At 70.9% G+C, this 26,849-nt stretch carries 30 protein-coding genes and 1 pseudogene; 15 read left to right on the forward strand and 16 right to left on the reverse strand.

The annotated features are described in order from the left end of the window. Positions 1–47 precede the first annotated feature (47 nt). A complete protein-coding gene (locus ABGB05_RS04840; RefSeq protein ID WP_347651906.1) occupies positions 48–1,286 on the forward strand; it encodes a hypothetical protein in 1,239 nt (412 codons plus the stop codon). Positions 1,287–1,486: 200 nt separating this feature from the next. Here ABGB05_RS04840 and ABGB05_RS04845 read toward each other — a convergent pair whose 3' ends face one another. Next, complete coding sequence (locus tag ABGB05_RS04845; protein ID WP_347651907.1) at positions 1,487–1,984, reverse strand: VOC family protein; 498 nt, start codon at positions 1,982–1,984, stop codon at positions 1,487–1,489. A 184-nt stretch (positions 1,985–2,168) separates the two neighbouring features. On the opposite strand from ABGB05_RS04845, the gene ABGB05_RS04850 reads away from it, so the two are divergent. Genes ABGB05_RS04850 through ABGB05_RS04860 form a run of 3 tightly spaced genes read left to right on the forward strand, consistent with a single transcriptional unit; the run spans position 2,169 to position 3,240 of the window. Further along, positions 2,169–2,531 carry a DUF2089 domain-containing protein gene (locus ABGB05_RS04850; RefSeq protein WP_347651908.1) on the forward strand — a complete coding sequence of 121 codons (363 nt, stop codon included), beginning with the start codon at positions 2,169–2,171 and terminating at the stop codon, positions 2,529–2,531. After that, positions 2,528–2,788, forward strand: a complete 261-nt coding sequence (locus ABGB05_RS04855) for a hypothetical protein (RefSeq protein WP_347651909.1) — start codon at positions 2,528–2,530, stop codon at positions 2,786–2,788. The genes ABGB05_RS04850 and ABGB05_RS04855 overlap by 4 nt, the downstream gene beginning before the upstream one ends. A 20-nt stretch (positions 2,789–2,808) precedes the next feature. Next, entirely contained in the window at positions 2,809–3,240 is a 432-nt protein-coding gene (locus ABGB05_RS04860) for a hypothetical protein (protein WP_347651910.1), read from the forward strand. Positions 3,241–3,462: 222 nt separating this feature from the next. Here the strand turns inward: ABGB05_RS04860 and ABGB05_RS04865 are convergent, their stop codons facing one another. Further along, positions 3,463–3,972 carry a nuclear transport factor 2 family protein gene (locus ABGB05_RS04865; protein WP_347651911.1) on the reverse strand — a complete coding sequence of 170 codons (510 nt, stop codon included), beginning with the start codon at positions 3,970–3,972 and terminating at the stop codon, positions 3,463–3,465. 19 nt (positions 3,973–3,991) lie between these two features. Between ABGB05_RS04865 and ABGB05_RS04870 the strand changes: the two genes are divergently transcribed. Beyond that, the gene (locus tag ABGB05_RS04870; RefSeq protein WP_347651912.1) at positions 3,992–4,786 is read left to right on the forward strand and encodes a helix-turn-helix transcriptional regulator; all 795 of its coding nucleotides are present in this window, start codon (positions 3,992–3,994) and stop codon (positions 4,784–4,786) included. Between the two features lie 253 nt (positions 4,787–5,039). Here ABGB05_RS04870 and ABGB05_RS04875 read toward each other — a convergent pair whose 3' ends face one another. Next, positions 5,040–5,537, reverse strand: a complete 498-nt coding sequence (locus ABGB05_RS04875; protein WP_347651913.1) for a GNAT family N-acetyltransferase — start codon at positions 5,535–5,537, stop codon at positions 5,040–5,042. 75 nt (positions 5,538–5,612) lie between these two features. On the opposite strand from ABGB05_RS04875, the gene ABGB05_RS04880 reads away from it, so the two are divergent. The 3 genes from ABGB05_RS04880 to ABGB05_RS04890 all read left to right on the forward strand — a co-directional run bounded on the left by ABGB05_RS04880 (position 5,613) and on the right by ABGB05_RS04890 (position 9,074). Next, positions 5,613–6,047, forward strand: a complete 435-nt coding sequence (locus tag ABGB05_RS04880) for a VOC family protein (RefSeq protein ID WP_347651914.1) — start codon at positions 5,613–5,615, stop codon at positions 6,045–6,047. 127 nt (positions 6,048–6,174) lie between these two features. After that, a complete protein-coding gene (locus ABGB05_RS04885) occupies positions 6,175–6,369 on the forward strand; it encodes a hypothetical protein (RefSeq protein ID WP_347651915.1) in 195 nt (64 codons plus the stop codon). After that, on the forward strand, positions 6,336–9,074 hold the full coding sequence (locus tag ABGB05_RS04890; protein ID WP_347651916.1) for an AAA family ATPase: 2,739 nt from the start codon (positions 6,336–6,338) through the stop codon (positions 9,072–9,074). Before ABGB05_RS04885 ends, ABGB05_RS04890 begins: the two co-directional genes overlap by 34 nt. Positions 9,075–9,433: 359 nt before the next feature. On the opposite strand, the gene ABGB05_RS04895 is transcribed toward ABGB05_RS04890, so the two are convergent. From ABGB05_RS04895 to ABGB05_RS04905, 3 genes are all read right to left on the reverse strand, one after another. Next, positions 9,434–10,393: a DUF559 domain-containing protein gene (locus ABGB05_RS04895; protein WP_347651917.1), complete on the reverse strand. Its 960-nt coding sequence runs from the start codon at positions 10,391–10,393 to the stop codon at positions 9,434–9,436. A 131-nt stretch (positions 10,394–10,524) separates the two neighbouring features. Then, positions 10,525–10,782 carry a winged helix-turn-helix domain-containing protein gene (locus ABGB05_RS04900; protein ID WP_347651918.1) on the reverse strand — a complete coding sequence of 86 codons (258 nt, stop codon included), beginning with the start codon at positions 10,780–10,782 and terminating at the stop codon, positions 10,525–10,527. A gap of 131 nt (positions 10,783–10,913) precedes the next feature. After that, positions 10,914–11,144 carry a winged helix-turn-helix domain-containing protein gene (locus ABGB05_RS04905; RefSeq protein ID WP_347651919.1) on the reverse strand — a complete coding sequence of 77 codons (231 nt, stop codon included), beginning with the start codon at positions 11,142–11,144 and terminating at the stop codon, positions 10,914–10,916. 328 nt (positions 11,145–11,472) lie between these two features. On the opposite strand from ABGB05_RS04905, the gene ABGB05_RS04910 reads away from it, so the two are divergent. From ABGB05_RS04910 to ABGB05_RS04920, 3 genes are read left to right on the forward strand one after another with little or no spacing between them, the layout of a single operon-like run. Beyond that, on the forward strand, positions 11,473–11,784 hold the full coding sequence (locus ABGB05_RS04910) for a DivIVA domain-containing protein (protein ID WP_347651920.1): 312 nt from the start codon (positions 11,473–11,475) through the stop codon (positions 11,782–11,784). Beyond that, positions 11,781–12,086: a hypothetical protein gene (locus ABGB05_RS04915; RefSeq protein WP_347651921.1), complete on the forward strand. Its 306-nt coding sequence runs from the start codon at positions 11,781–11,783 to the stop codon at positions 12,084–12,086. Before ABGB05_RS04910 ends, ABGB05_RS04915 begins: the two co-directional genes overlap by 4 nt. After that, on the forward strand, positions 12,076–12,906 hold the full coding sequence (locus ABGB05_RS04920) for a hypothetical protein (protein ID WP_347651922.1): 831 nt from the start codon (positions 12,076–12,078) through the stop codon (positions 12,904–12,906). The genes ABGB05_RS04915 and ABGB05_RS04920 overlap by 11 nt, the downstream gene beginning before the upstream one ends. 5 nt (positions 12,907–12,911) lie before the next feature. Here ABGB05_RS04920 and ABGB05_RS04925 read toward each other — a convergent pair whose 3' ends face one another. The 10 genes and pseudogenes from ABGB05_RS04925 to ABGB05_RS04970 form a co-directional block, all read right to left on the reverse strand. Then, positions 12,912–14,642 carry a thiamine pyrophosphate-binding protein gene (locus ABGB05_RS04925; RefSeq protein ID WP_347651923.1) on the reverse strand — a complete coding sequence of 577 codons (1,731 nt, stop codon included), beginning with the start codon at positions 14,640–14,642 and terminating at the stop codon, positions 12,912–12,914. 113 nt (positions 14,643–14,755) lie between these two features. Then, positions 14,756–15,283, reverse strand: coding sequence for a GNAT family N-acetyltransferase (locus ABGB05_RS04930; protein WP_347651924.1), 528 nt, complete (start codon positions 15,281–15,283; stop codon positions 14,756–14,758). Positions 15,284–15,337: 54 nt separating this feature from the next. Beyond that, on the reverse strand, positions 15,338–15,970 hold the full coding sequence (locus ABGB05_RS04935; RefSeq protein ID WP_347651925.1) for a TetR/AcrR family transcriptional regulator: 633 nt from the start codon (positions 15,968–15,970) through the stop codon (positions 15,338–15,340). Then, positions 15,871–17,351 (reverse strand): annotated as a pseudogene (locus tag ABGB05_RS04940) (methyltransferase); the annotation flags it as partial. The gene ABGB05_RS04935 and the pseudogene ABGB05_RS04940, both read right to left, overlap by 100 nt. Beyond that, positions 17,348–18,244: a hypothetical protein gene (locus ABGB05_RS04945; RefSeq protein ID WP_347651926.1), complete on the reverse strand. Its 897-nt coding sequence runs from the start codon at positions 18,242–18,244 to the stop codon at positions 17,348–17,350. The pseudogene ABGB05_RS04940 and the gene ABGB05_RS04945, both read right to left, overlap by 4 nt. A gap of 344 nt (positions 18,245–18,588) precedes the next feature. Next, entirely contained in the window at positions 18,589–18,918 is a 330-nt protein-coding gene (locus ABGB05_RS04950) for a DUF1416 domain-containing protein (protein WP_347651927.1), read from the reverse strand. Beyond that, positions 18,915–19,763: a sulfurtransferase gene (locus tag ABGB05_RS04955; protein ID WP_347651928.1), complete on the reverse strand. Its 849-nt coding sequence runs from the start codon at positions 19,761–19,763 to the stop codon at positions 18,915–18,917. Before ABGB05_RS04955 ends, ABGB05_RS04950 begins: the two co-directional genes overlap by 4 nt. A 179-nt stretch (positions 19,764–19,942) precedes the next feature. Beyond that, positions 19,943–20,020 carry an Ms5788A family Cys-rich leader peptide gene (locus tag ABGB05_RS04960; protein ID WP_311202345.1) on the reverse strand — a complete coding sequence of 26 codons (78 nt, stop codon included), beginning with the start codon at positions 20,018–20,020 and terminating at the stop codon, positions 19,943–19,945. Between the two features lie 95 nt (positions 20,021–20,115). After that, entirely contained in the window at positions 20,116–20,928 is an 813-nt protein-coding gene (locus ABGB05_RS04965; RefSeq protein ID WP_347651929.1) for a DUF2993 domain-containing protein, read from the reverse strand. An 83-nt stretch (positions 20,929–21,011) separates the two neighbouring features. Continuing rightward, positions 21,012–22,184 carry a hypothetical protein gene (locus ABGB05_RS04970; RefSeq protein ID WP_347651930.1) on the reverse strand — a complete coding sequence of 391 codons (1,173 nt, stop codon included), beginning with the start codon at positions 22,182–22,184 and terminating at the stop codon, positions 21,012–21,014. 262 nt (positions 22,185–22,446) lie between these two features. On the opposite strand from ABGB05_RS04970, the gene ABGB05_RS04975 reads away from it, so the two are divergent. The 4 genes from ABGB05_RS04975 (at position 22,447) to pstS (ending at position 26,786) form a co-directional block, all read left to right on the forward strand. Then, complete coding sequence (locus ABGB05_RS04975) at positions 22,447–23,160, forward strand: response regulator transcription factor (protein WP_347651931.1); 714 nt, start codon at positions 22,447–22,449, stop codon at positions 23,158–23,160. Between the two features lie 194 nt (positions 23,161–23,354). Next, positions 23,355–24,419 (forward strand): polysaccharide deacetylase family protein, encoded by a 1,065-nt coding sequence (locus ABGB05_RS04980; protein ID WP_347651932.1) that lies wholly within the window; start codon positions 23,355–23,357, stop codon positions 24,417–24,419. Positions 24,420–24,460: 41 nt separating this feature from the next. Next, positions 24,461–25,435 (forward strand): mycothiol synthase, encoded by a 975-nt coding sequence (gene mshD / locus ABGB05_RS04985; RefSeq protein ID WP_347651933.1) that lies wholly within the window; start codon positions 24,461–24,463, stop codon positions 25,433–25,435. Between the two features lie 250 nt (positions 25,436–25,685). After that, positions 25,686–26,786 carry a phosphate ABC transporter substrate-binding protein PstS gene (pstS, locus tag ABGB05_RS04990; RefSeq protein ID WP_347651934.1) on the forward strand — a complete coding sequence of 367 codons (1,101 nt, stop codon included), beginning with the start codon at positions 25,686–25,688 and terminating at the stop codon, positions 26,784–26,786. Positions 26,787–26,849 lie beyond the last annotated feature (63 nt).

Genomic DNA, 26,849 nt, shown 5'->3' on the forward strand with positions numbered 1-26,849 from the left:
CCACCTCCACCGTTCAGGGCATCGACGTCATTTGGGGAGAACAGTACATGGACGAACATCAGGACGGCTGGCTGCGAGCCCGGTGGCGGCGTCCGGCGAGAGCCGCCCTCGGCGCGGCGACGACGGTCACCGGAATCGTCGTACTCGCGATCGGGCTCACCGCCGGCCCGGCCGCCGCCGGCGCCAGGCCCGCCGAGGGGGACGCAGCGAAGGCCCCATCTGCCGTCGCTGCCGCCGAGCCCAGTGTCAGTGTCGCCGCCGGTTACGCACACACCTGTGCGATCCGCTCCGACGGATCACTCTGGTGCTGGGGCAGCAACTTCTACGGCCAGGTCGGCGACGGCACCACCACGAACCGGACCACCCCGGTCCAGGTCGGCACCGCGACCACCTGGGCGGCGATCGACGCCGGCACCAGTTACACGTGCGGGGTGCAGACCAACGGCACGTTGTGGTGCTGGGGCAGCAACCGCCGGAGCCAGGTCGGCGACGGCACCACCACGAACCGGACCACCCCGGTCCAGGTCGGCACCGCGACCACCTGGGCGAGGGTCAGCGCCGGCGACAGTCACGCCTGCGGCATCCGGGTCGACGGTACCCTCTGGTGCTGGGGCTACAACCGCAACGGACAGCTGGGGGTCGGCACCTCCGTCTCCACCGCCCGGACCCCGGTCCAGGTCGGCACCGCGACCACCTGGGCGAACGTCACGACCGGCTTCGTACACACCTGTGCCACCCGCACCGACGGCACCCTCTGGTGCTGGGGTGACAGCTCGAACGGTCAGCTCGGTCTCGGCATCCTGAGCTACCGGACAACACCGTCGCAGGTCGGCACCCTGACGTCGTGGGCGGGCGTGACCGCCGGGTACGCCCACACCTGCGCCACCCGCACCAACGGCACGCTGTGGTGCTGGGGCGAGAACGGGTACGGGCAGGTGGGGGTCACCGGCGGCGTCCAGACCTCACCGGTCCAGGTCGGCAGCACCACCACCTGGACCAGGGTCAACTCCAGTCAGGACTCGTCGTGCGCGCTGCGCACCGACGGCAGCCTCTGGTGCTGGGGCAACAACACCGCCGGACAGCTCGGCGACGGCACCACCACCCACCGGTACGCCCCCACCCGGGCCGGTACGGCCACCACATGGAACGTCGGCTTTGTCGTCAGCCACCACACCTGCGGGCTCCGCACCGACGGCAGCCTCTGGTGCTGGGGCAACAACACCGCCGGACAGCTCGGCGACGGCACGACCACCCAGCGGTCGGCGCCGGCTCAGGTGACTTTGTAGAGCCGACCACCACCCGCACCGGTTTCTGACGCCATGCCGTCGACCTGCGCCGCTGACAGTTTTCGCGGCGGCCAGGTCGACGGCATGACCATGCACGACCCCCGACCGGAGATCATCACGAATCGTGAGATGGCGGACGTGGCACCGGCCGGAGAATCGCGCGGTGCCCCCTGCGGCCGATCACGACGGTGGGGTCTGGTTCAGGTCGCCAACGACCGGAGGGTCTTGTCCAGCGTGCTGAAGACGACGTCCGAACCGCCGTCCCAGTCGGGTGTCGGATCGGGCTGACCCGGCGCCGGCGCCCAGAGCCACCAGAGGTTCTGCCAGCGATCGAGCATCCTGCCGAGCGTCGACTCGCCGTAGAACGGCGTCGGCTCGGTGACGGTGGTGGCACCGTGGGCGTTGGCCCGCCGCAGCACCGTCGCCACGTCGCGGACCCACACCTGGAGCAGACCGGGCCGCGCCGGCCAGCCGTCGAGCCGGTCGGCGACCATCAGGTCGACGCTGCCGAGGCGCAGTTGGGCATGGATCAGCTTGCCGTCGGGCATCGGAGTCCTCGCCTCGGCGGTCTCCGGGACGTCGAAGACCTCGGAGACGAAGCTGACGAGGCCAGCCGCGTCGTCCACGATCACGAACGGGTTGAGCGCGGCGCCGGCCCCCGGCACCGCCCCCTGCGGGAGCAGCATTTCACTGTTCATGCCGGAGAGCCTCACACCGCTTCCGGTCAGATCCTGACCGCTGCCGTCAGCTCTTCGCGCCTGGATCCCCAGCAACCCGACAGCCAGCCAGATCTTAAGAAAATTAAAGCCTACTCGTTGACACCTTGAAAAACTCAAAGTACAAATGAATCACGGTCGTGGTGACGAGCGAGGGAGGCCGAGGGTGGACTGGCAGGAGCTGACGGAACTGACGCGTGGGCAGCCGTTCGTGGTCGAGCGGGTCCGCCTCGCCGGCAGTGGCGTCGCGATCGAGGGCCAGTTCGAGCCGCCGCAGTTGGCCCAGCTCAGCGTCGACGACCAGGTTTTTGTCGCCTCGTTCGTCCGCGCACACGGCTCGATCAAGGAGATGGAGCGGATCTTCGGGGTGAGCTACCCGACGATCAAGTCCCGGCTGAACCGGATCGCCGAGCAGCTCGACTTCGTCGACACCGACCCGGCGCCCACCGGCGCCGACGTGGTCGACCGCCTGCGGCGGGGCGAGCTCAGCGTCCAGGAGGCACTGGCCGAGTTGGAGAGGTCGCGATGATGCCGCAGCTGGTGACGTACCGCCAACGTCGCCGCAACGGCCGCTGGCTGCGACTGTACGTCCCGGTCCTGCCGGTGGCTCTGGTGCTCTCGCCGCTGCTGCTGCTCGTCGTGTTGGCCGGACTGGTCGCCTGCCTCGTCTTCCGGGTCAGCCCGGTGGGCGCGCTGCGCGGCACCGGGCGCCTGCTGTGCGCGCTGCCCGGTACCCGGTTCGAGATGGAGTACGGCCGTACCGCCGTGCTGGTAAGCGTCAGATGACTCAGAGGGGGAGTAGAGAGATGAACGAGCAGCGTCGCCAGATCCTGCAGATGCTCGCCGAAGGAAAGATCACCGCGGACGAGGCCGAACGGCTGATCGACGCCCTCGCCCGGCAGCAGCCCGAGGCGTCACCGGGAAGCACCTCCACCCCGAAGTCCCGCCCGAAGTACCTGCGGGTGGTGGTCAGCTCGGAGGACGACTTCAGCGGCGACGGGGCGGGCCGGATCAACATCCGCGTCCCGCTGCAGCTGCTGCGCGCCGGTGTCCGACTCACCAGCCTCGTCCCTCCGCAGGCACTCACCCAGGTCAACGCGCAGCTGCACAAGTCCGGGGTGCCGATCGACCTCACCCAGCTCAAGCCGCAGCACCTCGATGACCTCATCGAGCACCTCGACGACGTCATCGTCGACGTCGACCAGGCCGAGGCCAAGGTGCAGGTCTTCTGCGAGTGACACCGCATCAAGGTCACCCGGATCCGGCCAGGGCGGCGCCACGCCGCACGCGAGAGATCGGGCCAACAGATCGCCGCGTGATCCGAGAGGGACATCGACCGCCACACCAATCCGTGTGGCGGTCGATGCTCGGATAGTCCGGAGAGAGCAGCGGCTCCTGGTGGAGGACCGCGAACACGGCTCCGGTGCGGTACCGCGATCGGCGCCGACCGTCGTCGATCGTCAGGAAGGGACGGCGTGGTGGGCCAGGTGCGGGTCGGAGGCGGCAGGCGCCGGGTCAGCGCGGACCGCGTCCCACCACACCAGATTGGCGGCAACCTGCGCTACCGGCTCGATGATTTCCCAAGCCTCGACAATCAGCCCGCCGTCGAGGCGACAGATGTCGACGACGGCGATTTCCGGTCCCGTCTCCGGGAGCCACCGCCGCGAGTGCACCACGACATGGTCACCGTCGGCCAGGATCTGGTGAATTTCGACCTGCATTCGGGCGAGCGGCACCAGCGCGGCGCCGACGGCGGCGAGCCACTCCGTCTTGGTCGACGTGGTCGACCCGGGTCGGTGGTGGACGAAGTCTTCGCTCAGGAACGGCGCAACCGCATCGGCATTCCTCGTCTCGATCAGTCCCGCCAGCGCGCGTTGGACGATCGCCATGTTCTCGGTGGTCATGGACAGAGTGTTTCCGTGCCGGCCGGCGTTGTCGATGAAATCGGATTTCATGGCAATCGGCTGCACGGTGCGTACGCTCCGTCTCATGTACACGGTCGGAGAACTGTTGCGACAGTGGCGACACCGCCGAGGAATCAGCCAACTGGACCTTGCGATCGCTGCCGACGTCTCGGCTCGTCACGTCAGCCTGGTCGAGACCGGCAAGACCAGACCGAGCGCCGACATGATCCTCCGACTCGCGGACCAGCTCCACGTGCCGTTGCGCGACCGCAACCGGCTCCTGCTCGCCGCGGGCTTCGCACCCCGGTACGCCGAGCGTCCGCTCGACGACCACGCACTGTCGGCCGCCCACGACGCGGTCCGGCGGGTGCTTCGCGCGCACGAACCGTATCCCGCGCTGGTCTTCGACCGCCGGTGGAACATCGTAATGACCAACCGCGCGGTCGACCCGTTCTTTGCACAGGTGCACCCCGACCTGTTGCGTCCACCGGTCAACCTCGTACGCCTGGGCCTGGACCCGCGCGGGTTCGCTCCGATGGTCGTCAACCTGGCCGACGTGCGTGCGGTGTTCCGCGCCCGGATCAACCGCCAGCTCGCCACGGCTTCCGACCCGGAGCTCACCGCACTCTACGAGGAACTGCTGGCGCCCGAACCAGAGGACATGGCAGGCCAGCGGATCGACGGCGATGTGCTGATCTCGATGATCCTGCGCGTCTCCGGACGAGAGCTGCGGCTCTTCTCCACCATCACCACGTTCGGCACCCCGATGGACATCACCCTGGACGAGGTCGCCATCGAGTCGTACTACCCGGCAGACGCGGAAACTGCCGCCTACTTCACCAACCCGGAACCAGAGACAGACGAATCCACTCGCAGGTGATCGTCCTGGTCACTGCTTGCGAAACACGCCGGGTCCCGGTTTCCTCCGGGCGTCTGGCCCCGCCGAAGGGCCCACGCGAAGATGTCACACCGCAGGAGCCAGCTCGGGGACGGCACCACCACCCCACGATCGACCCCGGCACAGCTGACCCTTCCGGGCTGACGACGACCCCCGATCTCCGATGTCATACCGTCGACCTGTCCCGCTGATACCCGGGGCGCCAGGTCGACGGCATGACCACGTACGTCCTCGGTCAGACGCGTTCGCCTTCTGCTGTCCTGAAGGTGCGGAAACCTCGCCGGTGATAGTTGGGCAGGGCGTGGGGGTGGTCCAACGACGACGTGTGCAGCCAGATCCTCTCCACCGTGGGAGTCAGGTCCCAGGCCCGCTGGATCCCGAGAGTCAACGCGTACCCGCCCAGGCGCCGACCGACGAACTCCGGCACCAGCCCGAAGGTCTCGATCTCCACCTCGTCGCCAGGGTGGAGATCGTAGAGAACCAGGCCCGCGGGCTCACCGTCGAACGACAACAGCCAGAACATCCGGTGCGGGTATCCGGCGAACCAGGCGGTCCACTCCTCTCCCGTCCGGCTCGCGGACTTCCAGCCGTACGGCGCACCGATCCTGACCTGCAACTGGACGACCAACGGTGAGTCCCGGTCCAGGGGTTCCAGCGCCAGGCCAGGTACCGGGTCGGCCGGGGTGAACTGGTCGCGGGCGGTCATCTCCAGATACGTCACGATCTCCTTCACCCACCGGAGACTAGTGAGGGCCTGCCGGGTGAGCCCCGTGGAGACGACGGGAGAGCCCGCCCCTCTGGTGGACCGATGGCAGGGGTCAAGCAGTTCCAGGTCACGTTCGACTGCGCAGAACCTGAGCGCGTCGCCCGCTTCTGGTGTGAGGCGTTGGGGTACGTCGTACCGCCGCCACCGGAGGGTTTCGCCACCTGGGGCGATTACGACCGCACGTTGCCGCCCGAGCGTCAGGGTTCCGCGTTCGCCTGCGTCGACCCCACCGGTGTGGGCCCACGGCTGTACTTCCAGCGCGTGCCCGAAGGCAAGGTCGTCAAGAATCGGCTGCATCTTGACGTGCGGGTCGGCACCGGGCTCGTGGGTGAGGAGCGCCTGGCCGCACTTGAGGCCGCATGCGCACGACTGGTCCCGCTCGGCGCGGTACGCGGAAAACTACTGCTCGCCGACGAGGAGAACGAGTCGTGCCTGCTGATGCAGGACGTCGAGGGCAACGAGTTCTGCCTCGCCTAGGTATACCTAGGCGACCCACGCACTCTGCTAAAGCCCGCTGACCAGCGAAGATAGGTAGACGCTTCCGATGTGACAGCGCCCTTGTCAACCGATGATTGATCCATCAGCGGTGACAAGGAGACAAACCATGATGAACTACCCGGACACGATGCTGGTTCTGGCAAACGAGCGTCGCCGTTCGCTGATCGCCGAGGCCGACCGGGAGCGCCTGCTCACCAGCGCGCGCCGGGCCCGCCGCGCACGTAACACGCTGGCCGTCCGCGGGCAGCCCACCAGTACCCTGGCGTCGTGCGAACCATCCGCGGCGGTGCCAGCCCAGTGATGATCGGGCGGGAGAGCGAGCTGCGCCGGTTGGCGCAGCTCGCTTCGGCACGTGACCCGGCGGTCGCGATCATCGCGGGCGAGCCGGGCATCGGAAAGACCCGGCTGGTACACGAGCTCCTGACAACCGTGCCGGCGGAGACCGTGGTGCTGGTCGGTCAAGCGGAACCCAGCTCGCTGTCCCGGCCGTACGAGATGCTCCTGGACGCCATCGACGGCCGTCCGGAGGTCGACGAGGAGCAGTTTGCGGCGCTCGCGGACCCGCAGCGCAGCCCGGTCGAGCGCCTGCACACCGGCCTCGCCATCCTGGCGGACCTGATCGGCGACTCCCCTGCGGTCATCGTCTTCGAGGACCTGCACTGGGCCGACTCGGAGAGCGCGGCGCTGTTCGAGCGGATCGCCGACCAGCGCGGGCCACGGCTACTCATCGGAACGTACCGGCCGGGCGAGGTGACCCGCCGCCAACCGGTGGCCGGCCTGCTGGCCCGGATGGAACGCCGGCACACCGTCACCCACGTACGCCTGGATCGGCTCACCCCCTCGCAGACCGCGGCGTTGCTGGCGGCGGCCACCGGCGCTCCGGCGCCGCTGCGCGCCGTCACGGCGCTGCACCACCGCACCGGCGGCAACCCGTTCTTCCTGGAGGAGTTGCTCCGCGCGCTGCCCGGATACGACGTGGAGGCGCTGGTCGAGCAACCGCTGCCGTGGAGCCTCGCCGACGTGCTACGCCGCCAGGTCGACGACCTCGATCCGGTCAGCCACCGCATCGTCGAGGCGGCCACCGTGCTCGGCCACCGCATCCCGTTCGACCTGCTCGCCGAGGTAACCGCTGTGGGCGAGGACGAGCTCATCGCCGTGCTGCGGGACCTGGTCACCCGGGGCGTCCTCGTCGAGTCCGGCGATGACGAGTTCGCGTTCCGGCACGCGCTGGTGCGCGAGGCGATCGCCGACCAGATGCTCGGCCGGCAGCGCCGCCGGCTGCACGAGACGGCGCTCGACGTACTCCTGCGCGGCGGCGCCTCCGACCCCGCCATGGTGGCGCACCACGCCCGCGGCGCCGGCCGGTACGACGACATGATCGCCGCGGCCCGCCGCGGCACCGCGCTCTACCTCTCCATCGGCTCCGCCTACCAGGCCCTGCAACTGGCGGAGACGGGCCTCGACGAGGTGCCCGACGACACCGACCTGCTCGCCTCCGCAGCCCGGGCGGCGTGGCTGGCCGGACTGCTCGACGACGCGCTGCGGTACGGCCTGCGCTGGCGTGACCTCGCCGACAGCACGACCGACCGGGCCGAGTCGCTGTACCTCCTGGTCCGCATCGCGTGGGAGTCCCACGAGACCGACAGGATGCGCGCCCTGACGCACGACATCGGGACCCTGATCGCGCAGCTCCCGCCCGGCGCCGACCAGGCGCGGGCGATGACCGCGATCGCCCAGTCGGCGTACCTGCGCGACGATCTCAACGCCGCGCTGCTCTGGTCCGACCGCGCGCTGGCGCTGGCGGACGAATTCGACCTGCCGGCCATCCGCCTGGCCGCGCTGATCGAGAAGGGCTCGACGCTCACCGAGCGCCCGCAGACCGCCGCCGAGGGCTGCAAGATCCTGTCCGCTCTCGTTGACGAGGCCGAAGAGGCGGGCGAGTGGGTGCTGGCCGCCCGCGCCCTCAACACCCTGGTGCACGGTGCGCCACCGACGTCGCCGGCCGAGCACGCGGCGACACTGGAACGGATGCGGGTCGACGCTGAGCGAGCCGGCTTCGAGTCACTCGCGGTGGCCACGTACTTCAAGGGCCGAGCCCGGCTCGCGTTGCGGGCCGGCGACCTGTGCGCCGCGATCGCGGCGCTGGAGGAGGGGCGCGAACAGGACCGCAACTACCGGCGCCCGGGCCGCTGGGCCGACTCCCACGGGGTCTTCCTCGCCGGGCTCTACCTGGAGGCCGGCGAGCTGGACCAGGTCGCACAGCTCGTCACCGACCTGGCGGCGCTACCCCACAACCCGCCGGCCATGATTCCCGGACTCGCGTTCCACCTCGCCTGCCGTCGCGGCGACCTCCCGCGCGCCGAGGCGAGCCTGGAAGCACTCATCACGGCCCTGCCCGAGCAGACGTGGCGCAGCGGTGAACAGGCCCACGACCTGATCTCCGCCGCGCTGTATCTCGGCCTGCCGGCGCACCGGCTCGACCAGCTGGCCACCGCGCTCCTCGACCCCGACCTGTGGGACGCCTACCGGACACTCGTCGACGCCCAGCTCGCGGAGGCGCGCGGCCAGCACGCCGAGGCGCTGGCCGGCTACCTGTCCATCGCCGAGGCCCACGTCCTGGAGCCGGCGACCCGCGGCACCGTACGCGTCGGCGCCGCCCGTTGTCTGCTCTCCGACGACCGGCGCGAGGAGGCCACCGCGCAGGTGGAGGCGGCCGCCCCCCTGCTGGCCGCATGGCGTGGCTGGCGGGTGGTCCAGCTCGCCCAGGCCCGCGCTCAGCTGGGCATGGCGCCGGTCGACGCGGCACCCACCGTCACCGGTCCGACCGCCCTCACCCCCCGCGAGCGGGAAGTGGCGGTATTGATCAGCGACGGGTTGACCAACACCGAGCTGGCCCGGCGCCTCTACATCTCACCGAAGACCGCAGCCGTCCACGTCTCGAACATACTACGGAAGCTGGGCGTCTCGTCCCGGACCGAGGTGGGCGACCTCGTCGGGCGGCACTGACCACCCTCGCCGCCGCCGGGGACCGCGCCGGCCGGACGAGGAGCGGTTGTCTCCGCCTCCCACCGGCGCATGCCGTCAGCGGGGAGGCCTGGCAACATGACCGGGCCCTCACTGCCAGGCGCTCACCCCTACCTCGACCGGGGATGCCGCCTACCGCGTCTCGGCCGCCTCCGGTCCGTCGTCAACGGTGGTCGGCCGGTTCGCCAGGGCGTCGCCTCGCCGCGCACACCATTGCCGGCGGCCGGGTGGGGTTGATCATCGCGACCGGTCGGAACGACACCGTCCTGGTGCAGGTCGACTACGACGACCGTGTCGACTGGGTCGCCGTGCGGGTCCACCGGTCCTGAGGCGCGGACGAGTCATCCGGGCCAGCCGGCAGCGAGCAGAGCTCGGCGTACCTGCGCGATCACCTCGTCCGGGCGTTCCCTCACGAGCCAGGCTGGAAAGCGCAGGACCCTGTCGCCGCCGATCCACACCTCGTTCTGTCGCCGCATGTCGGCCCACTGCTGGCGTACGTCGAGATGCTGGCCGCCGTCGATTTCGACATGCACTCCGAACTGCTCGTAGTAGACGTCGAGGTAACGGAGTCGCCCGGAGGCGTCCCGCCGTCGGTGCTGCCGGCTCGGCTCGGGCAGTCCCGCCCGCCGGGCGGCCCGGAGGTAGCGAAGCTCCGACAGCGACTCCGAACCACCCCGGGCGTCGTTGGCGGTGGCCAGGATGAGCGCCCGACGCCGCAGGCTGGGCATCTTGTACGCCACCCGATGCACGTCGTCGACGCCGACCAACCGCTGCTGGAAACCGGCGGCGATGATCGCCCGAGCGGTGTCGTCACTGCCGGCCCAGGCAGCGGCGTCGACCAGCGACCGCGCGTTGGTGGTGTACGGCGGCAGCCCGTTCCGGTTGACGTCGTCGTTGGAAAGGGTGGTGGTGCGGTGCACGACCACCCAAGGTGGTGGGGTTGCGCTGGACAGCCCGACGGGCCGGAGCAGGTGGACACCTTCGCTGCGGAACCCCGTCAACCCGCATCTGATCGCCGCCGTCATCCCGGCGAGAAACGACTGCGGACCGCCGGCGAGGACAGCGATCCACAGTTTTTGTTCACCAGTGACCGGCCCGTTGTGGGCGACGTACACGCTCCGATGCACCTTCTGCCAGCGCCCCGTACGTACCCGGTGCCGCAGCGCCGACTCGCCCACGAGTCGACACGCCTGATTGCGGGTGAGTACGCCCTCCTGCCGGAAGAGCAGCCAGGTCAGTTCGTCGGCGTTGTCGGCCGGGGGAGGCCGTTCCGCTCGGCGACGCGGTACGGAGAAGGACACAGCCGTCGATCTTGACCGAGCGTCGCCCCGACAACTGCCGCAAATGCGTCACATGCGGCTTCGCGACACCCGTCGCCCGACCAAGATCTCAGATCTTGAACAGAAACCGTCGCGCCAACGACGGTTTCTGTTCAAAGGTTCGGATCTTGCCCCGGCTTCCGCAGCCACGTTGCCGGATCCGTCACGAAGACACCCTTACCCTGCCGCCGATCGATGACGCCAAGCGCCTCGAGTCGAACGTTGACGAGGTTGATCGTGGACGCGCTGACGTGGTATCGCTGACACAGCTCGGCGATCGACGGAAGTCGGTCACCCGGCCGGTACGTCCCAGACTCGACGTCCGCCAGGATCGCGTCCGAGATCTGGAAGTAGCTGGCGAGAACAGGCATGGCTCGTAAAGTTAGCGGCCCGATCTGACAAGATCGTCAGAAGCAGCAGTCGCCCGGCAAGCACCGGCGGTGCTGTCCGAATGAAGATCACGCGTGACGAACGCCAGCAAGCAGGGCGGGTGCCCCTCGCCTTACTTGCCCGAGTGGTCTGCCACGTACGTGCCCCGACCTGGCTGACCGATGATCAGGTCCCGGTCATGCAGCAGCGAGAGCGCCCGGTAGACCGTCCCGGTGCTCGTGTCGTAGATGTCAGCCAACTCACTCGTTGACGGCAGCTTGGTCCCGGGCGCCATCTCCCCACTTCTGATCTTCTCGCTGATCTCGTTGACGATCCGTCGGAACGTCGGCTCCTGTGTGGGCATGGGGTGTCTCCAGTTGGTTCGGCACCCTGATCATGCCTGACCTACTGGAGTAACTGCAATAACTACAGCGGGAATCTCCTTCTATCCATAGACCTACTATAGTTGCTGTAGTAGGTTGCTCCTTGTCGCTCTCCAGTTGGTTCGGCAATCCGGCTGAAGGCGGCATGGTCGGGGCGGGGCGTACACCCGAAACGCACCGTCCCGGCCGCCCGTAGGCAGCTCTGTGGTCGTACTGCCGCCCGGCTGCGCTCGCAGGGCGGGTGGTCCGGCCGGTGTCCCCTACCACCGGCCGGACCACCTCTCCCACCTCGTCGGAAGGTGCTCACCCATGCGCAGACTGCTCAGACTCTTCCGGTCCAGCCCGCCACCACCGCCCCGCACGCTGCCGTCGAATGCACCCGCCAGCTACTACTGGTCGGCGAGCCGCCGACCGATCAGCGAATCGCAGGTACGTCACCGGCAGTTCAACCTCGCCCGGCGCGGACTCGACCCGACCGAGGTACGCGGCTTCCTGCACCAGGTCGCCAACGAGTTGCTGGCGCTGCGCGGCGAGTTGGCGCGTACCCAGGAGGAGAACGTCCGGATCAAGAACGCGCTGCGCGACTGGCAGTCCCGCTACCGATCGCAGGTGTCCGCGTGAGGCGGTACGTCATCCACCTCACCGTGAGCAGCCGAAACCTCGACTCGGCGCAGTTGCTGGCGCGCACCCTCACCCGGTCGCTGCACTTCCTGCCCGAGCTGTCGCCCGGCGAGACAACCGTTTCCACGGAGGACGAGCAGGCCACCCAGCACCAGGTCTTCTGCGACCGGCGGCTCGACGGCGGCCGGCGCTGCCCGTTGAAGGCCGGCCACCTCGGCGACTGCTTCCGGACCAGCCGACCCGGCGGCCCCGGACCCGACGACGACCTCCCTGACCACCGGGCGGGCGGCGATGACACCTGAGCCGAACATCGTCGCCAGGCCGTGCCGGGAGTGTCACGGGTACGGCCGGCGCCGGGCCCAGCTCGTCCTGACCGTCGGCAACTTCGACACCGGTGCGGTCGCCTCGGCGAGTGTCGTACCCGGATCGGTGCCGCCGGCGGTCACCCCGGACGGCACCGGCTGGCGGATCGCGCTCGGGCCGGTCCTGGCCGACCTGGCCGCCCGGGTCGACGCGGCACCGCCGACCCTGCGTGAGGTCTTCACCCCGGAACGGCCACCCGACCCGGACGGCGAACTCACCATCCCGCTGCCGTACGACTGGCGGCCGGACCTGCCCGTCGAGCACCGGCACCGGATCGAGGCGGCGGCACTGGTGAACCGGTCGTACGCGCCATGGCTGGTTGTCCTCGGGCACTACGCCGCCCTACCCGGCGACGTCCCGACGCTGGCCGGCCTCGTCCGGCTCGTCAACGGCCTCGGCCTGGCGGTCCAGGTCACCGTCGCCGACCACCGGCACAACGCGAATGATCCCCGGCTCGCACTCGGAACCCGCTGGCAGGTCGAGATCGTCGACCCCGAGGCGGCGCTCGGCCCCGCCGATCCACCGCCGTGGCGGACCCTGCCCGAGGCGATCGGCCACTGCCTGCGTGGTTTCGGGCCGGCGCTGCTGGCGACCGTACCCGTCGATCCGGACCGACCGTTACGGGTGCCGCAGCAGGCGGTCCCGCCCGCCGGGACGCCCGACCCGGCCGACCACCTGTGGCGACTTGCCGCCCGGTACCCCGGCGAACCGGTCATCGCACGGTTCGAACCCCGCCGCGACCGGCGGCCCCGACCCTGAATCGCCTATCCCGGCAGGCCCTGCCAGGAAAGTTTCGGCGTCCCGTGCAGCGTCGTCTGGTAGTCGACCGCCGACGTCTCCATCCCCCACTTCGGCATCCCGACCGGCAGGTCCTGCCGGTCGACCAGCACCTCGACGACCGTCGGCCGCTCAGGCGTCCCGCGCAGTCGATCGAGTACGCCGGCCAGCTCGCCCTCCGTACTGACCAGGTGCGAGTCGATCGCCACCTCCCGGTGGAACATCGCCGGCAGCTCGGCGTACCGCCAGTTGTCGATGTCGTTGTACGGCTGGTGCGGCCCGTCGACCGACCGCTCGACCGTGTAACCGGCGTTGTTGATGACGAAGATGACCGGACACTGGCCGAGGGCCATCATCCGGCTGATCTCCTGCACGGTCAGTTGCAGCGACCCGTCCCCGGTGACCAGGACGACCCGCCGGTCCGGGGCCGCCATCGCCGCCCCGAACGCGGCCGGGGTGGCGTACCCGATCGCCCCCCACAACGGTGCCTGTACGCAGACCGCGTTGCGGGGCAGCCGGATCGAGGCGATCCCGAAGGTCGGCGTACCCGTCTCCGGGAGGACGATGTCGCCCTCCCGCAGGATCGTCGCCAGCGCCGGCCAGAGTCGGGCCTGGGTGATCGGCCGGTTGCTGGCCGGGTCGAGTCGGGCGTCCGGGCCGCGCGCCGGGTCGGTGACGGTCGGCCAGTCGACCGAGCGGGTCGGCGCGATGGTGTGCAGCCGGGCCAGCGCGGCGTCCGGGGCAACCGGCTCAAAAAGCTGCCCACCCACCGAACAGCTGTGCCGCCCGATCGTGATGATTTTCGCCGGGTCGAGGTCGGCGGTGAACAGCCCGTCCCAGTCGAAGAACTTCGTCCCGACACAGACCAGTACGTCCGCGCCCTCGATCACCTGTCGGATCGGCTCGGGACTGTCGCCGCCGTTGTAGATGCCGACGTAGTTCGGGCTGGTCTCGTCGAGCAGACCCCGGCCGAGGCTCTGGGTGGCGGCCGGCCAGTGCCGTTCGGTGAGGAAGCTGGCGATCTCGGCACCGAGGCCGTACCGCAGCGGCAGGTTCCCGACCAGCAGGGCCGGGCAGACCGCCCCGGCCAACAGCCGCTGCGCGGCGTTCTCGAAGGCGTCGAGCTGGTCTGGCGTACCCGTCGATGCCGGCCGGGCGAACCGCCCGGCCGGCATCGCCACCGGCTGGTGGGCGACGTCGCCCGGCAGCCGGAGATAGACGGGCCGCCGCTGTGTCCAGCACTCGCCCAGCACCCGGTCGATCTCGGCGGCGGCGTTGTTTGCGGTCAGCGTCGCCTGGGCGACGGTCACCTCCCGGGCGACCCGCACCCAGCGGTCGAAGTCGCCGTCGCCGAGCGAGTGGTGCATCGCCGCCCGGCGCGCCATGATTTCCGTCGTCGGCCCGCCGACGATCGAGACGATCGGCACCGACTCCGCCATCGCCCCCGCCAGCCCGTTCACCACCGACAGCTCACCGGGCCCGAACGTGGTCACCATCGCGGCGATCCCGGCCAGCCGGGCGTAGCCGTCCGCCGTGTACGCGGCGTTGACCTCGTTGCAGCTGCCGACCCAGTCGATCCCGTCGTACGCCTCGATCTGGTCGAGGAACTCCATGGTGTAGTCGCCGGGCAGCCCGAAGACGTGCCGTACGCCGAGATCGGCCAGTCTGCTGAGCAGCAGTTCACCCACGGTTGTGGCCGCTGGAGAACTTTTCGACATGACCGCCCCCGTCACCGTTTCACACCGGTTCCCGTCTGCGCTTCCCTCGTGCTGCGAACGGTCGGTGATTCCCGGCTGGGCCGTCGGCACACCTGCCCGACGGCTGCGAACGGTCACCTGGCGGGGTCCATACCACTCCTTCCGGGGGAGCGGTAGTGGCGGAGGGTCACCGGCCCTCCGTTCGGGGCGGTCCAGTCCGCCGTGCTCGTGCCGGTGTGCCGCCAACCGGCCCGCTCGTAGACGGCAACCGCGGAAGAGTTCTCCTCGTCGACAACCTCGAGCGTCAGGTCGTACCCCTGGACGGTGGCCCACTCCTCGGCCTGTCGCAGCAGACGGCTCGCCAACGACTGCCGCCGGGCGGCCGGGACGACAAAGAGCCGGCTGACCTCGGCGGTCGGCCGGGCGGACGGATCGCGGTCGTGGCCTGGACCGGTGGGCGCCTGCACGGCCAGATGGCCAACCACGCCGGAACCGACCGCCTCGGCCACCCAGGCGTGCAGCGTCCCGGGGGGAGACAGCCATTCGCGCGGGTCGGCGGGCCAGTTCAGCGGATACCGGTCGGCGAGGTGTACGGCGGCGAGCGCTTCGACACACCGGTCGAGATCGGCACTCCGCCGATCCCGGATGGTCACGTCAGTCATCCGTCCCATGATCCACGTTGCCGCCGGACCTGCCCCCGGAATCCCGCACCGTGTTCAGGACCGGCGGGCGACCCGCTTGACCGCCGCCTGGACCGCGCGCCTCGGCACCGGGCCGAGGTTGTCGACCACGTCGACCAGGACGGCGAGCTGTTCGAGGGCGGCGAACGCCTGGCCTGCGCCGTCGGCGTCGACGCCCTCGTAGAGTTCGAGCCCGACGAAGGCGGCGGAGAGCGCCCGGGCCAGCCCGCCGACGTCGGCGATCTCGGCGAACGGCGAACCGGCGAGCACCCGCCGCAGCACCGACTCGATCTCGTCGGTCCAGAGTTGGAGCGCGGCGGCGGTCGGCGCGGCGAGCCGCTCGTCCCGCTGCGCGCCGGCGAGGAGCTGGGCCAGGACCGAGACGTGCCCGAGGCCCTTCTCCTCATCGTGCAGGTCCCGGCCGACGTCGAGCAGTTCCCGCAGTGTCGCCACCTCGGCGAACCGGTCGGCGTAGTGCCGTACCCGGGCGGCGGTGCTGGTCGTGCAGGCGGCGGCGAGCAGGTCGTCGACGGTGCCGAAGTGGTAGAAGACGAGTGCCTGGTTGACGCCGGCGGCGGCGGCGATGGTCCGGGCGGAGACGCCGGCGATGCCGTGTTCACTGATCGCGGCGAGCGCCCCGTCGAGCAGTCGCTGTTTGGTGTCGGACATCCCTCTCCTCGCCGGCCGGCCGTTCCGCGCACGACGCCTCGCCCGCCGGTTGTCGTGCCGGGACGGTATCGCCGGGCGGGCGGGCCGGGTGCGGCGGTGCGATCATCGCATCGGTGACCAGCTGGGCCAGCCAGGCCACTCCCGGCAGTCGCAGCGACCAGCCCAGGTACGCCCACCCCAGGGTGACATGGTCGAGTGCGTGGGCGACGGCGGCCACCCCCCGTTCCGAGTGACCGTCGCCGCCCACGTACCGGGCCCGCCAGAGCACCTCGGGGTGTTCGGCGGCGGGTCTGATCACCAGCCGGTACGGCCGCCGGCGGCGGAGAAAGCCGGCGACCGCCCGGCACGTCCCGCAGCCCGCGTCGAGCCAGAGCACCGCCGCCGAGGCCGGGGAGTTCGACGGGTACGGCCGCCAGCGCGGCCACCAGTCGCGGACCTGACCCCGGTACGTCCGCCAGGCCGGGCCGTACCGCTGGTCGAGGTACCGCCGCTCGTGTGGACCGGCCACCGCGATCCCGAACGCGACGGTGGCCAGTGCCGTCACGGCGAGCCAGCCGCTGCCGGTGGCCGCCGCGATCAGCAGCAGCAGGCCGATGGTGCTGACCTGCATCGGGTTCGCCAGATAGGCGTACGGGCCGGTGGTGACCAGCCGTCGCGGCGGATCCCACGGGTACGGCGTACCGGCGCCGCGTACCGCGAACTCCCGGACCGCCGCCAGCGCCGGTACGGCGACCAGCAGGCCGAGTTGGGCGAGGAGAAAGAGCCGCTCCGGCGGCAGACCGGTGAGCCGTGCCCAGGAGCCGTTGCCGTACTCGAAGACGGCGGTCGGCACCAGCCACAGGGTCAGCGCGGCGAAGACGAGCAGTTGCAGCAGGACCCGGGCGGTGAGGTGTCGGCGGTCGGCGCTCCACCGGCCGAGCAGTTGGGCGGGCAGCGCCACCAGCAGCAGGCCGACCGCTTCGCCGACCAGCCAGTCCGGGGCGAGCCGGAGCAGTGGCGCCAGCTCCGGCATCGCCACCGCGTCGAGCCAGAGCAGCAGGCCGAGGGCGGCCGGCACCGGCACCACCCGACGCAGCAGCACCGGCACGGGTCCCCACAGCACCGCCCAGCCGAGCCACAGGTCGACCGGCATGCCCCGGAAGGTGCCGTCGACCGGGGCGAAGGTGTACCAGCCGGTGAGCCGGGACAGCTCGTGCAGGACGGCGATCCCGACCGCCGCCGCGATGCCGGCGAGCAGGGCGGCCAGCCGGACGTCCCGCCGCCGGTCCGGCGCGGCGTGACCGTGCTGGCCCGGCGCGGCGTGACCGTGCTGGCCGAAGCGAGCCGCGGCGAGCAGCAGTGCCAGCGGGGCCAGCAGGCAGAGGTAGCGGATGGTGGTCACGCCAGGGCCAGCATGTCGAGCAGGTGGCCGGCGCCCTCGTGCATCAGGGCGTCCTGCACGGGGCCGAAGTACCAGGAGGGGTCGAGGCCGCGCTGGTAGGCGGCGGTGACCCGGACCTCGGTCTGTCCATTGTCGACAGGGCGCCAGCTCAACTCGGCGTGCTGCCAGGTCACCCAGCGGTGGGTGATCGAGGTGTCCTCGACGAACCGGAAGCCGATCCGGCCCGGCTCGGCCCGGTCGACCTCGGCGACCAGGTGCCCGCCGGGCCCGTGTGAACTGCCGTGGTAGGCGAAGACCCACCGGTCGCCGACGGCCAGCCCGTCGCCGGTGACCTGCTTCGGCAGCGGTACGCCGAGCAGGCGCAGTGGGATGGACCGTACCGGGACGGGTCGCGGGCCAGCGGCGATCCGGGCGGCGAGCTGGTCGGCAGGGAGCGCGATCTGGCGGACGACCTGCACCGACTGCTCGGGGTCGAGGCGCAGGCCGTCGGTGGTCCCCTCGACTCCGCCGGCGAGCAGCAGCGGCAGCACCGCGACCGCGTAGTAGGGCCGGTTGACCTCCCGCCACCAGTGGATCAGCCCGGTGGTGGCGTGGACGACCCCGTACACCAGTGGCGCGGCGAGAATCACGCAGACCGCGCCCTCCTGCAGCGCCACCGAGGCGAGCAGCAGGCAGACGGTGGTGAACAGGAAGGCCCGGCCGTGGACGGTACGGGCCGGCGTCATCGCCAGGGCCGCCGCCAGCAGCACCGGCAGTCCGACAAACAGCAGGGCGCTGTCGGAGCGTCCGGAACGGACGGCGAGGGTGAAGACGACAACACCGAAGAGTCCGATGAGTGCGCTGACGATCCAGTTGGCGATTCGTGGCCGTGGTGGCTCCTCCGGTTCCGACATCTGGCTGCTCCCTCCGCTGTGGCTCCGCCGGTTGCGATTTGAGCGATCGCTCAAGAGTCAGCATAGGAGAGTTTGAGCGGACGCTCAAACGCCTTCGACCCGTCCTGCCGGTGCACCGACACCCGCAGCGGGTCCCGGCCACCGACCAGCACCCGGTTGCCCAGGTCGACCGGGGCAGACTGAACCCGGCTCGCGCCTTCGTCAGCGAAACCTGGTGGTAGAACGTGACCAGCCACTTCCCCGGCGGGTAGCGCCTGGCCGGACGGCATCCTTCCTGACACACGAAAGGCCCCGCCCGGTCGTGGGTACGACCGGGCGGGGCCTGCGGTGACGACGGAAAGGGGTCAGCCGACGGTGACGGTCACCTCGTTGACGCCCCGGTCGGCGGTGACCGACGTGTCACCGTTGCCGTGCCGGGAGAGCGCCCGCAGCGTCCAGCTGCCGGGTGCGGCGAAGAACCGGAACTGGCCGGCCGGCGACGTGACCACCTCGGCGGTGAACTCGCCGGTCGAGTCGAGCAGCCGGACGTACGCCCCGGGGACGGCCTCGCCGGACTCGGCGTTGACCACCCCGGTGATCACGGTTTCCTTCTCCAGGTCCAGGCTGGCCGGAAGCGGGGCCGCCTGGTCGGGCGCCGCGCAGCCGGCGGCGATGGGTGTGGTCATGACGCTCACGCCTCCCCCGGCTCGTCGCCGAGCGCCACCGGGACGCCGACCAGCGAGCCGTACTCGGTCCAGGAACCGTCGTAGTTCTTGACGTTCTGGTGGCCGAGCAGCTCCTTGAGCACGAACCAGGTGTGCGAGGAACGCTCGCCGATCCGGCAGTAGGCGATGGTGTCCTTGCTGCCGTCCAGCCCGGCCTCGCCGTAGATCTTCGCCAGCTCGTCGTCGGACTTGAAGGTGCCGTCCTCGTTCGCCGCCTTCGACCACGGCACGCTGATCGCGGTCGGGATGTGCCCGGCCCGCTGCGCCTGCTCCTGCGGCAGGTGCGCCGGGGCGAGCAGCCGGCCCGCGTACTCGTCGGGGGAACGCACGTCGACCAGGTTCTTGCTGCCGATCGCGGCGACCGCCTCGTCGCGGAAGGCGCGGATGGAGAGATCCGGCTCCTGCGCGACGTACTGCGTGGCGGGGCGGGTCACCGCGTCGGTGACGAGCGGACGGGCGTCCAGCTCCCACTTCTTGCGGCCACCGTCGAGCAGCCGGACGTCGCCGTGCCCGTAGAGCTTGAAGTACCAGTACGCGTACGCCGCGAACCAGTTGTTGTTGCCGCCGTACAGGATGACGGTGTCGTCGTTGCTGATGCCCCGTCCGGAGAGCAGCGCCTCGAACTGGGACTTGTTGACGAAGTCCCGACGCACCGGATCCTGCAGGTCGGTCTTCCAGTCAAGCTTGATCGCTCCGGCGATGTGGCCACCGTCGTACGCGGTGGTGTCCTCGTCGACCTCGACGAACACCACGCCGGGGGTGTCGAGGTTCTTCTCGGCCCAGTCGGCCGAGACGAGTGCGGTGTCGCGACTCATCAGATCACTCCTTGGTGAGGATGGTGTTGGTGAGCCTGCGCGTGCGGGTCGATCGATGCCTGTTCGTCGCATGCCACGCGCGGGACCCATAGTCAGGTGTGGATCACGGGTACGTGCGACGGCGCCGCTGCCGGGCGTGGGAAGAACTCAGAGGGTACGCAGAGAGAGCAGCCCCGCCGTCAGATGACGGGGCGACACAGGCAGGTGGCCACGCGGCACAGGTCGACCGCGCGCCGTTTGGTGAGGAGCGTCCCCATGGTGTCGCAGCTTACCAGTGCGATGGTCCGGTTACTAAGGGCCGACCACGATCCGGGATCGACGGGTCGGCCCGCGACGGCGTCCCACGGCGGGCTCAGCGTACGTCGTTGAGGGCGACGCCCCGGGCCGTACCGCTGATCGCCAGGCCGGTCGAACGGGGGTTGATCCCGGTCACCTCGACCGGGAACGGCAGCGAGGGCAGCGGTACCCGGACCGAGAGCTGCTCGGCGAACCCGTTGACGAAGGTCCGGACCAGCGGGGTGTTCGGCAGGTCCGGCGAGGTCAGCCCGGAGAAGCTGATCAGGATGTCGTCGCCCTCCGGGGTCAGCTTGGCGTTGCCGCGTACGGTGATCCGCCGGTTGAGCACCGGGACCTGTACCGGCGCGGTGACGACCAGTTGGCCGTCCTCCTCCTGCAGTTGCACACCCGGCTCGTCGATCAGGGCGACGACGCTGTCGTACGAGACGGTGAACGTGCCCCGGACGGTGTCGGCGGTGATGTCACCCTGGCCGGAGCGGAGCGTGTCCAGCGCGGCGTGGACGCCCTGGGCGTCCACCGTGGCCTCCGGCACCAGCACCGTGGTCGACTTCTCCGCCACCGGGGTCCGTACGTCGCGCAGTACGATCCGGACCGAGTCGTAGCGGCCGTCGACCACCTGGGTGAGGAACGGGAAGCCGCCCACCGTCACCTCGGGCCCGGCGGACGTGACGTCCCGTTGGGTCAGTTCCCGGTTGACCTGGTCGGCGACGAGGCGCTCGGCGACGCCGACCGCGACCCGGTCGGCGACCACCACCAACACACCCAGCACGAGAAGCAGAACGACCAGCACGACAAGTGCCCGCCGGCCCCGACGTCGACGCGGCCGTTCCTGGTACGTCTCGTCCTCCGCCGGATAGGTCTCCGCCACGCCGCCTCCCCTGACTCCCGGTCGTGGACCATATCTACCCGACCCGACGGATCGCCAACCGTGGGGCCGGTCCGCCACCCGTCCTAGAGGAAGAAGACGGTCATCGCGTACGCGGCCGGGGCGGCCAGGGCGAAGCCGCCGAGCGGGCCCTGCATGTGCCGGGCCACCCACATCGTCGGCGGCTCGCCGGCCATCTGCCGCCCGGCCTCGGCGTACCCGACTCCCAGGTCGGCCAGGACCGCGGCGGCCGCCGCGATCAGCCCCACCACGGCTCCGCTGGTCGGGGTGAAGCCGACGAGATAACTGCCGAGCACGGCCGCGGCGAGGGTGCCGGCCATCGCACCGGCCACCACGCCGGCCGCGCCCCGCGGCACCTGCGGGGCGAGCCGGGGCCACGGCAGCACCGCGTCGGTGAGGCGGGCGACCGCCAGTCCGACCGCGGTCGCGGTCAGACAGACGTAGATCGCCTGGGTGCCGACCGGAATCCGGCTGAGCACCACGAGGGTGGCGAACGAGACCACGCCGACGACGATGAACAGGGTCGCGCCGAGCGACTCGGTGACGCGTACCCGGTCCTCACGGCGGACGAGCTGGCCGAGCACCCCGACGGCGAAGCCGGCCGCGGCGACGTACCCGAGCGGGCCGATCGCGGCGACCTGCGGCAGGACGGCGGCGGCGTCGGCGGCGCCGGCCACCAGGACCGAGGCGCCGGCCACCACCGGCAGCGCCGGTGGCCGCATCGCCATCGTCCAGGAGAGCACGAAGAGCAGCTGCACCCCGAGGACCACCACCGCGAACGGGATCCGGGCCCCGGGCCCGGCGGTGTACGCGCCGAAGATCAGACCGAGGCCGAGCAGCCCGGCGAAGCCGGCGATCGCCACCGACAGCAGACGCCGTACCGGGACCGGCGGCATCTCCTCCTCGTCGTCCTCGGCGGCCGGGTCGGCGGCGACGTCGAAGCGCGTCGCGCCCTCCGGACGGTTCCCCGGGCCGCCGCGACCAGCCGGTTCGGGCCGATCCGGGGTCTCGGGCCGGCGAGGGCCGTCGAACTGACCCGGGCGGGCGTCGAACTGACCCGGGCGGGCGTCGGGCTGGCCTGGGCCGTCGAAGGGACGTGGACCGTCGTACGGGCCGCGGGCCGGGTCGGGACCGGCGGGGTGGCCGCGGGGGTCCGGTGCGCGGCGCGGTCCGCCCGGACCGGGGCGGCCGTCCGCCCACGAATCCCGACCTGTCTCCGGTGGCGTCGAGGGGTGCACGCCCCGATCGTGCCAGACGGCGCGGGCGACGCGCCGGTGCCGCCGCCCCCGATGTGGAAACTCGTGATCGTATGGCCGATCCCACAAGTGTTCAGACAAACGTGTGAGAGCGTCCGACGGAAGTTCCGATAAGCTCAGGGCTTACCTGCCCGTCAGTGAAGCCGGGACGACCCCCAGTCTTCAGCGGATCCCGGTCACCGCCGGCACACCGCTGGCCACACCGCGCGGCGCCGGTCCGGTGCCGCCGGGACGGAGGTGATGTGTGGAGATCCTGCTGCTGGTGACCGCGCGCGCAGGCGAACCGTCCGTTGTACTGCCGGCGCTTGACCTGCTGCCCCACTCGGTGCGTACCGCCCCTCGCGACGTCCGCACCCTGGTCTCCGGGCCGAGCCCGGACGCCGTACTCGTCGACGCCCGCTCGGAACTGAGCGAGGCCCGGGCCACCTGTCGGATGCTGCACGCCACCGGGCTCGGCGTGCCGCTGGTCGCCGTGGTGACCGAGGCCGGGCTGATCGCCCTGAACGCGGACTGGGGTGTCGACGACGTGATCCTGGCCAGCGCCGGGCCGGCCGAGGTCGAGGCCCGGCTGCGGCTCGCGGTCGGCCGACTCAACAACGCGACCGCGGCGGCCGGTGGGCTGATCCGGGCCGGCGAGCTGACCATCGACCCGGACACCTACGCCGCGAAGCTCAAGGGCCGGCCGCTCGACCTGACGTACAAGGAGTTCGAGCTGCTCAAGTTCCTCGCCCAGCACCCGGGTCGGGTCTTCACCCGGGACCAACTGCTGCGTGAGGTCTGGGGCTACGACTACTTCGGCGGCACCCGTACGGTCGACGTGCACGTACGACGGTTGCGGGCCAAGCTCGGTTCGGAGTACGAGTCGATGATCGGCACGGTCCGACAGGTCGGCTACAAGTTCGTCACCCCGCCGTCCCGACCGCTGCCCGAGTCGGAGGGCCTGCCGCTGCCCGTCTGAGGCGCCACGGCGCTCTTCGGCGCCGGCGACGAGAATCCGCGAGAAGGCCACCCCGCGCGGGCCGGGTGGCCTTATCGCTTTTATCCCCGAAGGTGAACCCGAGAAAGCGCACCTATTCGGGTATTTCGCTCGTAGCCTGAACCGGTGGATCCGAGGGCAGGGGCGACACCGGTGATGATCGTGGCGGTCGACTGATGGGCAGTCTGTCGAGAAGCCGGATGTTCGTGATCGCGGCGCTGATCACCGCCGCGATCCTGGGCGGCGCCTACACCCTCGGCCACACCCTCGGCCGGGCCGGGACCCCAGGCGACCACGGCGGGTTCGGTGGCCCCGGGCAGGTCGACGCCGGTTCGGCGTACCCGGCCGACGACGGGTCGGCGCCGTCCCCGGACCACGCGCCGGACCCCGGCACCGACGGTCGTGCCGACCGGGACGCCGGGACGCCGCCGAGCGCGTCCGCCCCGGCGCCGTCGCCGTCCGCGTCCGACGCCGCCGACGGGTACGCCGACGAGGACCTCGGCACGGCCCAGCCGGAGGAGGCACAACTGCCGCCCGAGCCGGCCGGCCCGTACGGCGCCCGGCTGACCACCGGAGGCCCGGCCGTGGCGCTCACCTTCGACGACGGTCCCGACCCCCGGTACACCCCGCAGACCCTCGCCGTCCTGCGCGAGTTCCACGTCCGGGCCACCTTCTGCCTGGTCGGCGAGAACGCCCTGGCGTACCCGGGGCTGGTCCGGGCGATCGTCGCCGACGGCCACACGCTCTGCAACCACTCCTGGGACCACGACGTCGCGCTCGGCAGCCGGTCGGCGGCTCTCATCCTGGCCGACCTGACCCGGACCAACAACGCCATCCGGGCGGCGGTACCGCAGGCTCGGATCGCGTACTACCGCCAGCCGGGCGGCAACTGGAGCCCAGCGGTGGTGGCGGTGGCCCGACAGCTCGGCATGACGTCGCTGCACTGGACGGTGGATCCGCGCGACTGGACGCTGCCCGGCGCCGGGAACATCGCCTCGATGGTCACCGCCAACGCCTTCCCCGGCGCCGTCGTCCTGCTGCACGACGCCGGCGGCAACCGGCAGGGCACGGTCAACGCCCTGTACCCGATCCTGATCAGCCTGAGCCGCCGGTTTGTCATCGCCCCGCTGCCGACCGGCCCGGCGGTACCGCAGCCGCCGACCGGGACAGCCCCGGCGGCGCCGCCCGGATCACCGTCGGACGCGGAGCAGTCGTCGCAAGCCCAGTCACCGCCGGGCTGACCCGGACCGCTACCGCCGACCGGAGGGTCTACGGTGTGGAGGTGAGCGAAGGAGCGGCGACGGAGCGGCGGACCGTCCGCCTCGACGTACTCGCTCCGGAGGATGTCGAGGCGGTGCTCCGGCTCGCCGAAGCGGCCGGTGCCGCCGACGGGGCGGCTCCGCTCGACGAGCACGTGACGCTCCGGTTACGGCATCCCGGCGCGACGGGCGTCAGCCATCTGCTCATCCGGGACTCCGCCGGCGCAGCGGTCGGCTACGCGTACCTGGAGAACGTCCCGGACGGAACCGGTGAGCTCTCCGCCGGGCTGGTCGTCCACCCGGCCCACCGCCGGCAGGGACTGGGCCGGGCCCTCGTCGAGGCAGCCCGGGAGACCGCCGTCGCCACCGGCGACCGGCTGCTGGTCTGGGCGCACGGTGACCACCCGTCCGCCGCCGCACTCGCGCTCGACCTGGGTTTCGGCCGGGACCGGGTGCTCTGGCAGCTCCGCCGGTCGCTGCGGGAGCCGCTGTCCGGGCCGCCGCTGCCGGCCGGGGTGGCGCTGCGCGCGTTCCGACCCGGCGAGGACGACGAGGCCTGGTTGCGGGTCAACCGTCGGGCCTTCGCCGACCACCCCGAGCAGGGCCGGTGGACCGCCGCCGACCTGCGGCTCCGACTGGACGAGCCGTGGTTCGACCCGAGCGGCTTCCTGCTCGCGGTGGAGGAGAGCACCGGGCGGGTGCTCGGATTCCACTGGACCAAGGTGCACCGCCGGGACACCTCCGGTGGTGCCGGCCCGACCGAACCGATCGGCGAGGTGTACGTCCTCGGCGTCGACCCGGACACCCACGGCCTCGGGCTGGGCAAGGCACTCACCCTGGCCGGCCTGCACCACCTGCGCGACACCGGCCTGCGCCGGGTGATGCTCTACGTCGACGAGTCGAACGCCGGGGCGGTCGCCCTCTACATCCGGCTCGGTTTCGCCACCTGGGTACGCCACGTCCAGTACCGCTGGCAGCCCGGTTCCCCGACCGACTGACCCCGTCGGGCAAGCGACGAAGCGGCCCAATGGTCACGTTCGGCAGCAGCAGCCCCACGGTTCACGGAACGGACATCCCACCCTCAGGATCCGGTCACCCAGCCGGTCACCCCTGTTCACCCCACGTTCACTTGTGACCGGCGAGCCGGCTACCTGGCACTTCTAACTTTCCCTACTAGCTGGCCATCAGCCGGCTCCCGGGAAGGGTCCCGGGTATGTCTCGCTCTTCAAGGTGAAGGGAACCTTTCAGGTGAAGCTCCAGCGGCACGGCACCATTGCCTGCCTCGCTCTGGCCACGGCACTGGCAGTCAGCGCGTGCGGCTCGGACAATAACGAGCCCACCGGAGCGTCGGGCTCCGCGTCCGCCAGCGCCGACTGCGCCACCGGCACGATCAACGCGCAGGGTTCGTCGGCGCAGAAGAACGCGATCGCCGAGTGGACCAAGGCATACCAGCAGAAGTGCACCGGCGCGACCATCAACTACGAAGCGAGCGGCTCCGGCGCGGGCATCCAGGCCTTCATCGCCGGCACCGCCGACTTCGCCGGCTCGGACTCGGCCCTCAAGCCGGAGGAGCAGCCGAACGCGGACGCCAAGTGCCCCGGTGGCGCGGCGATCCACCTGCCGATGGTGATCGGCCCGGTCGCGGTGGCGTACAACGTCAGCGGCGTGGACAACCTGCAGCTCAAGCCGACCACGCTCGCGCAGATCTTCGCCGGCAAGATCACCAAGTGGGACGACGCCGCGATCAAGGCCGACAACCCGGGTGCGACCCTGCCGTCGACCGCGATCCAGACCGTCCACCGCTCGGACGAGTCGGGCACCACCGACAACTTCACCGACTTCCTCGGCAAGACCGCCGCGGCCGACTGGACCTTCGGCAAGGCCAAGGCGTGGAAGGCCCCGGGCGGCACCGGCGCCAAGGGATCGGACGGGGTGGCCAGCGCTGTCAAGACGGCCGACGGCAGCATCGGCTACATGGAGTGGTCGTTCGCCGAGAACGGCGGCCTGAAGATGGCCAAGATCGGTAACGGGGCCGGCGAGTTCGCCGAGCTCACCGCCGAGGCGGCCGGCAAGACCATCGCCGGCGCCCAGGTGACCGGCCAGGGCAACGACCTGAAGATGTCGATCGACTACAACACCAAGGAGGCCGGGGCCTACCCGATCGTCCTGGTGACCTACGAGATCGTCTGCAGCAAGGGCCTCGCCGCCGACAAGCTGGCACTGGTCAAGGGCTTCCTCGGCCACGCCGCCAGCACCGAGGGGCAGGCCGAGCTGACCGCGGTGGGCTACGCCCCGCTGCCGGAGACGGTCCGCGCCAAGGTCGAGACCGCCGTCAAGGCCCTCGCCTGAACCACGGACGGGTCATCCCTCCGCAACGCCTGAACAACTGATCATCCTCATAACTTCGTCAAC

It is taken from the genome of Plantactinospora sp. B5E13 (assembly GCF_039871775.1).
Classification (GTDB): domain Bacteria; phylum Actinomycetota; class Actinomycetes; order Mycobacteriales; family Micromonosporaceae; genus Plantactinospora.

What these genes read in the sequence shown, in the direction of transcription:
- ABGB05_RS04885 (WP_347651915.1), top strand. Translation starts at nt 6,175, where the DNA reads ATGATGAACTACCCGGACACGATGCTGGTTCTGGCAAACGAGCGTCGC.
- ABGB05_RS04845 (WP_347651907.1), bottom strand. Translation starts at nt 1,984, where the DNA reads ATGAACAGTGAAATGCTGCTCCCGCAGGGGGCGGTGCCGGGGGCCGGC.
- ABGB05_RS04920 (WP_347651922.1), top strand. Translation starts at nt 12,076, where the DNA reads ATGACACCTGAGCCGAACATCGTCGCCAGGCCGTGCCGGGAGTGTCAC.
- ABGB05_RS04855 (WP_347651909.1), top strand. Translation starts at nt 2,528, where the DNA reads ATGATGCCGCAGCTGGTGACGTACCGCCAACGTCGCCGCAACGGCCGC.
- ABGB05_RS04945 (WP_347651926.1), bottom strand. Translation starts at nt 18,244, where the DNA reads ATGTCGGAACCGGAGGAGCCACCACGGCCACGAATCGCCAACTGGATC.
- ABGB05_RS04960 (WP_311202345.1), bottom strand. Translation starts at nt 20,020, where the DNA reads ATGGGGACGCTCCTCACCAAACGGCGCGCGGTCGACCTGTGCCGCGTG.
- ABGB05_RS04955 (WP_347651928.1), bottom strand. Translation starts at nt 19,763, where the DNA reads ATGAGTCGCGACACCGCACTCGTCTCGGCCGACTGGGCCGAGAAGAAC.
- ABGB05_RS04905 (WP_347651919.1), bottom strand. Translation starts at nt 11,144, where the DNA reads ATGCCCACACAGGAGCCGACGTTCCGACGGATCGTCAACGAGATCAGC.
- ABGB05_RS04925 (WP_347651923.1), bottom strand. Translation starts at nt 14,642, where the DNA reads ATGTCGAAAAGTTCTCCAGCGGCCACAACCGTGGGTGAACTGCTGCTC.
- ABGB05_RS04860 (WP_347651910.1), top strand. Translation starts at nt 2,809, where the DNA reads ATGAACGAGCAGCGTCGCCAGATCCTGCAGATGCTCGCCGAAGGAAAG.
- ABGB05_RS04900 (WP_347651918.1), bottom strand. Translation starts at nt 10,782, where the DNA reads ATGCCTGTTCTCGCCAGCTACTTCCAGATCTCGGACGCGATCCTGGCG.
- ABGB05_RS04880 (WP_347651914.1), top strand. Translation starts at nt 5,613, where the DNA reads ATGGCAGGGGTCAAGCAGTTCCAGGTCACGTTCGACTGCGCAGAACCT.
- ABGB05_RS04870 (WP_347651912.1), top strand. Translation starts at nt 3,992, where the DNA reads ATGTACACGGTCGGAGAACTGTTGCGACAGTGGCGACACCGCCGAGGA.
- ABGB05_RS04910 (WP_347651920.1), top strand. Translation starts at nt 11,473, where the DNA reads ATGCGCAGACTGCTCAGACTCTTCCGGTCCAGCCCGCCACCACCGCCC.
- ABGB05_RS04980 (WP_347651932.1), top strand. Translation starts at nt 23,355, where the DNA reads ATGGGCAGTCTGTCGAGAAGCCGGATGTTCGTGATCGCGGCGCTGATC.
- ABGB05_RS04840 (WP_347651906.1), top strand. Translation starts at nt 48, where the DNA reads ATGGACGAACATCAGGACGGCTGGCTGCGAGCCCGGTGGCGGCGTCCG.
- ABGB05_RS04935 (WP_347651925.1), bottom strand. Translation starts at nt 15,970, where the DNA reads ATGTCCGACACCAAACAGCGACTGCTCGACGGGGCGCTCGCCGCGATC.
- ABGB05_RS04930 (WP_347651924.1), bottom strand. Translation starts at nt 15,283, where the DNA reads ATGACTGACGTGACCATCCGGGATCGGCGGAGTGCCGATCTCGACCGG.